Source organism: Micromonospora sp. NPDC000089 (genome assembly GCF_042899365.1).
GTDB lineage: Bacteria > Actinomycetota > Actinomycetes > Mycobacteriales > Micromonosporaceae > Micromonospora.
Genome location: NZ_JBIAZT010000020.1, coordinates 82556 through 89332 on the forward strand (window position 1 = coordinate 82556; position 6777 = coordinate 89332).

6 protein-coding genes are annotated in these 6777 nt (G+C 72.4%); all 6 read left to right on the plus strand.

Going from position 1 to position 6777, the window contains the following annotated elements; genetic code table 11:
• The first annotated feature begins 2 nt into the window (after positions 1-2).
• Positions 3-839 (plus strand): ABC transporter permease, encoded by an 837-nt coding sequence (locus ACFY3U_RS25950; protein WP_387206294.1) that lies wholly within the window; start codon positions 3-5, stop codon positions 837-839.
• On the plus strand, positions 836-2257 hold the full coding sequence (locus ACFY3U_RS25955; RefSeq protein WP_387206296.1) for an NAD(P)/FAD-dependent oxidoreductase: 1422 nt from the start codon (positions 836-838) through the stop codon (positions 2255-2257). Before ACFY3U_RS25950 ends, ACFY3U_RS25955 begins: the two co-directional genes overlap by 4 nt.
• Complete coding sequence (locus ACFY3U_RS25960; protein ID WP_387206298.1) at positions 2257-3459, plus strand: saccharopine dehydrogenase family protein; 1203 nt, start codon at positions 2257-2259, stop codon at positions 3457-3459. The genes ACFY3U_RS25955 and ACFY3U_RS25960 overlap by 1 nt, the downstream gene beginning before the upstream one ends.
• Positions 3456-4466, plus strand: coding sequence for an agmatinase (gene speB, locus ACFY3U_RS25965; RefSeq protein WP_387206300.1), 1011 nt, complete (start codon positions 3456-3458; stop codon positions 4464-4466). Before ACFY3U_RS25960 ends, speB begins: the two co-directional genes overlap by 4 nt.
• A 258-nt stretch (positions 4467-4724) precedes the next feature.
• Positions 4725-5504: a G5 domain-containing protein gene (locus ACFY3U_RS25970; protein WP_387206302.1), complete on the plus strand. Its 780-nt coding sequence runs from the start codon at positions 4725-4727 to the stop codon at positions 5502-5504.
• A gap of 136 nt (positions 5505-5640) precedes the next feature.
• Positions 5641-6492 (plus strand): DUF559 domain-containing protein, encoded by an 852-nt coding sequence (locus ACFY3U_RS25975; RefSeq protein ID WP_387206304.1) that lies wholly within the window; start codon positions 5641-5643, stop codon positions 6490-6492.
• Positions 6493-6777 lie beyond the last annotated feature (285 nt).

The window sequence follows — 6777 nt, forward strand, 5'->3', positions numbered from 1 at the left end:
CGGTGAGGTTGGGCCGTTGGTTGGCCGACCGGTGGGTGATGGGCGTCGCCCTGCTGGTCCTGCTCTACCTGTCGCTGCCGATCCTGGTGGTGGCCGGGCTGTCGTTCAACCGGCCGTCCAGCCGGCTGTCCTACGACTTCCACGAGTTCACCCTGGACAACTGGAAGCAGCCGTGCGCCACCTCCGACATGTGCGACGCCGTGGTCCGCAGCGTGCAGATCGGCTTCATCGCCACCGTGCTGGCCACCGTGCTCGGCACCCTGATGGCGTTCGCGTTGGCCCGGCACCGGTTCCGCGGCCGGACCGGGCTGAACGTGCTGATCTTCCTGCCGATGGCCAGCCCGGAGCTGGTGATGGGCACCTCGCTGCTGGCCCTGTTCGTCGCGGCCGGCGTGCCGCAGGGCTTCTGGACGGTGGTCATCGCGCACGTGATGTTCTGCGTGTCGTTCGTGGTGGTCACGGTCAAGGCCCGGCTGGCCGGGATGGACCGGCGGCTGGAGGAGGCCGCGATGGACCTCTACGCCACCGAGTGGCAGACCTTCCGCCGGATCACCCTGCCGCTGGTGCTGCCCGGCATCGTGGCCGCCGCGCTGCTGGCCTTCTCGCTCAGCTTCGACGACTTCATCATCACGAACTTCAACGCCGGCACCACCGTCACCTTCCCGATGTACGTCTGGGGCGCCGCCCAGCGTGGCATCCCGCCGCAGGTCAACGTGATCGGCACGGCGATGTTCGCGATCGCGCTGCTGCTGGTCGGGCTCAGTTCGCTGCGCGGCCGGCGGGCCCGGCGCGCCGCCCTCGCGCCGCCTGCCCCGGCCGTGCCGACGAGCCGGTCATGACCGGACCGCACACCGGCCGGGCGCTCGCCGACGCGGCGCCCGTGCCCTACTGGCTGGACCGCCCCGAACGCCCCGACCCGCTGCCGCCACTGACCGGTACGCACGCCGCCGACCTGCTGATCGTCGGCGGTGGCTACGGCGGGCTCTGGGCCGCCCTGCTCGCCAAGCGGGACGACCCGGGGCGGGACGTGCTGCTGGTCGAGGCGGGCACCTGCGGCTGGGCGGCGTCCGGGCGCAACGGCGGGTTCTGCGCCGCCTCGCTCACCCACGGGCTGGCCAACGGGGTAGACCGCTTTCCCGGCGAGATCGACGAGCTGGAGTGGCTGGGTCGGCAGAACCTGGAGGCGATCGCTGCCACCGTCGAGGCGTACGACATCGACTGCGACTTCGAGCGCACCGGCGAGCTGGCGGTGGCGGTGGCGCCGTACCAGCTGGCCGGGATCGCCGAGGACGCCGAGCTGGCCCGCCGGTACGGCCACGACGTGCGGCTGCTCGACGCCGAGCAGGTACGCGCCGAGGTGGCCTCGCCGACGTACCTCGGTGGGGCCTGGCACCGCGACCGGGTGGCCATGCTCGACCCGGCCCGGCTGGCCTGGGGCCTGCGCCGGGCCTGCCTCGACCTCGGCGTGCGGATCCACGAGCACACCCGGGTCACCGGGCTGGGCCGCGACGGCGCCGCGCTGGCCGCGCGGACGGCCGGCGGGGCGGACACCGCAGCGGGGGTGGTCCGGGCCCGGCAGGTGCTGCTGGCCACCAACGCCTTCCCACCGCTGCTGCGCCGGCTGCGCGCCTGGGTCGTGCCGGTGTACGACTACGCGCTGATGACCGAGCCGCTGAGCGCGGCGCAGCGGGCGTCGATCGGCTGGCGCAACCGGCAGGGCCTGGCGGACACCGGCAACCAGTTCCACTACTACCGGATCACCGCAGACGGGCGGATCCTCTTCGGCGGGTACGACGCGGTCTACCACCACGGCAACCGGGTGGCGCCGTCGCTGGAGCAACGGCCGGCCACCTTCGCCGCGCTCGCCGCGCACTTCTTCACCACGTTCCCGCAGCTCGACGGGGTGCGCTTCAGCCACCGCTGGGGCGGGGTGATCGACACCTGCACCCGGTTCTGCCCGTTCTTCGGCACCGCCTACGACGGCCGGCTGGCGTACGCGGCCGGCTACACCGGCCTCGGCGTCGGCGCCACCCGCTTCGGCGCCCGGGTGCTGCTCGATCTGCTCGGCGGCGAGGAGACCGCGCTGACCCGGCTCGACCTCGTCCGCCGCAAGCCGCTGCCGTTCCCGCCGGAGCCCGTCCGGGCCGTCGGCATCAACCTCACCCGCCGCTCGCTGGCCCGCGCCGACGCGCGCGACGGCCGGCGTGACCTGTGGCTCCGTACTCTCGACCGTCTTGGACTGGGGTTCGATTCCTGATGCGTATCCTGCTCGTCGGCGCCGGTGGCGTCGGCTCCGCCGCCGTCGCCATCGCGGCCCGCCGTACCTTCTTCGAGACCATGGTGGTCGCCGACTACGACCTCGACCGGGCCCGCCGGGCGGTGGCCGGCCGGGACGGGCGCTTCGTCGCCGCCCAGGTCGACGCGGCGTCGTCGGACACCGTGGCCGCGCTCTGCCGGGAGCACCGGATCACCCACGTGCTCAACGCGGTCGACCCGCGCTTCGTGATGCCGATCTTCGACGGGGCGTTCGCCGCCGGGGTCGACTACCTGGACATGGCGATGTCGCTGTCCCATCCGCACCCCGCGCGGCCGTACGCGGAGACCGGGGTGAAGCTCGGCGACGACCAGTTCGCGGTGGCCGACGACTGGGCCGGCGCGGGCCGGCTCGCGCTCTGCGGCATCGGCATCGAGCCCGGCCTGTCCGACGTGTTCGCCCGGTACGCCGCCGACGAGCTGTTCGCCGAGATCGACGAGATCGGGGTCCGCGACGGGGCGAACCTCACCGTCGAGGGCTACGACTTCGCGCCGTCGTTCTCCATCTGGACCACCATCGAGGAGTGCCTGAACCCGCCGGTGATCTGGGAGAGGGATCGGGGCTGGTACACCACCGAACCGTTCAGCGAGCCGGAGGTCTTCGACTTCCCCGAGGGCATCGGCGCGGTCGAGTGCGTCAACGTGGAGCACGAGGAGGTGCTGCTGATCCCGCGCTGGGTGAAGGCGAAGCGGGTCACCTTCAAGTACGGCCTCGGCGACGAGTTCATCGAGGTGCTCAAGGCGCTGCACAAGACCGGCCTGGACTCGACCGCGCCGGTGCAGGTCGGCGGCGTGTCGGTCTCGCCGCGGGACGTGGTCGCCGCCAGCCTGCCCGATCCGGCCACCCTGGGGGACCGGATGCGCGGCAAGACCTGTGCCGGCACGTACGTCACCGGCACCGGCGTCGATGGCAACCCGCGGCGGGTCTACCTCTACCACGTGGTCGACAACGAGTGGTCGATGCGGGAGTACGGCCACCAGGCGGTGGTCTGGCAGACCGCGGTCAACCCGGTGGTGGCCCTGGAGTTGCTGGCCACCGGCGCCTGGACCGGCACCGGCGTGCTCGGCCCCGAAGCGCTGCCGCCGCGCCCGTTCCTCGACCTGCTCACCGCGTACGGCTCGCCATGGGGAATGGAGGAACGATGAGGTACGGCCCGATGTACGGCCCGGACGTCACCTTCCTCGGGGTGCCGCCGTGCACCCTGTCCGAGCCGGTGACGTACGCCGACGCGGACGTGGTGATCGTCGGGGCGCCCTTCGACGGCGGCACCTCGCACCGGCCGGGCACCCGGTTCGGGCCGTCCGCCATCCGGCAGGCCTGCTACCTGCCGCACGACGGCTCCCGCCCGTCCCTGGCCCTGCGCGTCGACGGCCTGCGCGACCTGCGGGTGTACGACGCCGGCGACGTGGAGATGTTCGCCGGGGACATCGAGCGGTCACTCGCGGCGCTGGAGTCCGCCGTCTTCGCGGTGGCGTCCGCGGGGGCGATCCCGGTGGTGCTCGGCGGCGACCACTCCATCGCGCTGCCCGACGCCACCGGGGTGGCCCGCCACCACGGGCTGGGCCGGGTGTCGCTGGTGCACTTCGACGCGCACGCCGACACCGGGGACGTCGAGTTCGGCTCGCTGTACGGCCACGGCCAGCCGATGCGGCGGCTGATCGAGTCCGGTGCGGTGCGCGGCGACCGGTTCCTCCAGATCGGCCTGCGCGGCTACTGGCCCGGCCCCGACGTGCTGGGCTGGATGGCCGCGCAGCGGATGCGCTCGTACGAGATGACCGAGCTGGTCGCCCGAGGGCTCGATCCGTGCCTGTCGGAGGCCTTCACCATCGCGGTCGATGAGTGCGAGGGGGTCTTCCTCTCCGTCGACGTGGACGTGGTCGACCCCGGCATGGCCCCCGGCACGGGAACCCCGGAGCCGGGCGGCCTCACCTCCCGGCAGCTGCTCGACGCGGTCCGCCGGGTCTGCTACGAACTGCCCGTGGTCGGCGTGGACGTCGTCGAGGTCGCCCCACCGTACGACCACGCCGACATCACCGCCTACCTGGCCAACCGCGTCGTCCTGGAGGCCCTCTCCGCGATAGCCCGCCGCCACCACGACGCCACCGGCACCCCACCCTGGAACCCCCACCAACCCCTCCTCGACGGCCGCTGACCCCGCTCGACCTCCACAACGGCCGCCCGACGTACGCGCGGGCGCCACACCTGCCTCCGAGCTGCCCGAACCCGCCTGACTCGGCCCGCTGAAAGGGCGACAACCGTCGGAGGTGTCGGCCTTTCCGATCAACCGATCGGCGGTCCCCGTCCACATCGACGCGGACCGGGAAGACCGCATATTTCGACCCAGAAGTGGCGTGGGTGAGAAGAGGGATGGCGGTTTCCTTCTTGATCAACGCATCGGAGACTCGATGGCGTGACCACCACTCCACCGCCCACCCCCGGTGCGCCGTACCCGCCCGCCCGACGGCCCGGCTGGTTCGCCCGGCTGAGCCCGGGTCGGCGGGTAGGCGTGATCATCGGCGGGATGCTGCTCTCCGTCCTCCTGCTCTGCTGCTCCGGTGCGGCCATCATCGGCGCCTTCGTCAGCGACCCGCAGAAGGACCGGCGGACCGTGGCGGACGACCAGAGCGTTCCGTCAGCCGCAGCGCCCGTCGTCGTGCCGAGTACTGGTGAGGCCTTCGCCTCCCCGACGGCCGCCGTGGCGTCCCCGACGATCGGCACCTCCTCCCCGACGCTCGCGGCACTAACGCCTGCTCCGACGACGGCCGCGCCCGTGCCGACGCCGCGAGTGGAGGTCCGTACGGAGACCCAGCGGCAGACCATCCGGTACACCACGCGGACCGTCAGGGACCCGAACCTGGCAGAGGGCACCCGCAAGGTCCGCACCCGGGGCGTCGACGGAGTGCGGTCGCTGACCTATCAGGTGAAGCTGACCGACGGTGTGCGTACCGGACGCACGCTGGTCCGCTCGACGATCACGAAGCAGCCGGTCACCCAGGTCGTCGTCGTCGGGACCCGGCACGAGCCGGGTTGCGACCCGAACTACAGCGGCTGCGTCCCGGTCGCCAGCGACGTCGACTGCGCCGGCGGCAGCGGCGACGGGCCCGCATACGTGAGCGGCCCGATCCGGGTGATCGGCACTGACGTCTACCGGTTGGACCACGACCACGACAGCTACGCCTGCGAGGACTGAGCTGGCAGGCGGTCGCGCTGCGCCGCTCGCTAGCAGACGCATCTCGGCAACGGCCGCCGTCCACAGGCTCGTTAGTTGTCCACAGCCAACAACTGTCGGGCTACCCGGCCGCGGTCGACGGCGCAGGCTCCGGGACGTGAACGGCGAAGTCGAGCGCTACGCGGAGATGCGGTGGGCCGGGGCCACCCGTGGGGCGATCCGTTGGCGCACCGAGACGGGACGGGTGCACCGACTGTCGCGCGGCGTGTATGGGGACTCTGACAATTGGCAGTCCCGCCTGCAGGCCGTCTTCCGCCGGCTGCCGGTGGGGGCCGTCGTCGGGTTCCACACCGCGGCTCGGCTCCACGGATTCGGGGCGGTCACCAGCTCCGACGTGCACGTGATCGTGCCAGCGGGATGCGTCGTACCGCAGATCCGGGGGGTGGTGGCGCACGAGACGGCACTCCCGGTCACGGGGCTGGTGGAGATCGCCGGGGTGCCCTGCGCGCCTGCGGCCCGGTGTGCGGTCGACCTGGCCCGGGTGCTCCCGCGAATGGACGCCCTACCCCTGCTGGATCTGTGCCTTCGGGCGGGGGCGTGCCGCCGCGAGCAGCTGCGCGCGGAGGTCGCGCGGCACGCCGGCCGGCGCGGAGTGGTCCAGGCCCGACAGTTGGTGGATCACGCCGATCCTCGCGCCGAGTGCCGACAGGAGAGTCAGCTACGCCTGCTGTTGATCGACGGGGGCTTGCCGACCCCCGAGCCGCAGCTCTGGGTTCCCGATCACGACGGCTCACCGCTCTATCGTCTTGATCTCGGCTACCACCGACAGAAGATCGGCATCGAGTATGACGGCCGTTCCCACCTCGACCGCGACCGCCTCCGCTGGGACCGGTCCCGCATGAACTGGCTCGCCTCCGCAGGCTGGCGCGTCCGCTACTTCACCGACGCAGACCTCTACCGCCGCCCCCGCCACATAACCACCACCGTCGCCACCCTCCTCCACCCGTAACCCGCCCCCACCCCCCACCCCCCACCCCCCACCCCCCACCCCCCAGCGCCCCCAGCGCCGTCGATCATGGAGTTGTGGCTGTTCGCACATGCCGCTAAGCGGACAAAATAAGTGCCACAACTCCATGATCGCGGGGCGCGGGGCGCGGGGCGCGGGGCGCGGGGCGCGGGGCGCGGGGCGCCGGGCGCGTGGGATGCTCCTATGGATGTCAAGGTGTGGCCGGTGGTGGTTGGGTGGGGTTGGTGAGGACCTCGTAGACCTCGCGGGCGATGTATCGCTTGAGGC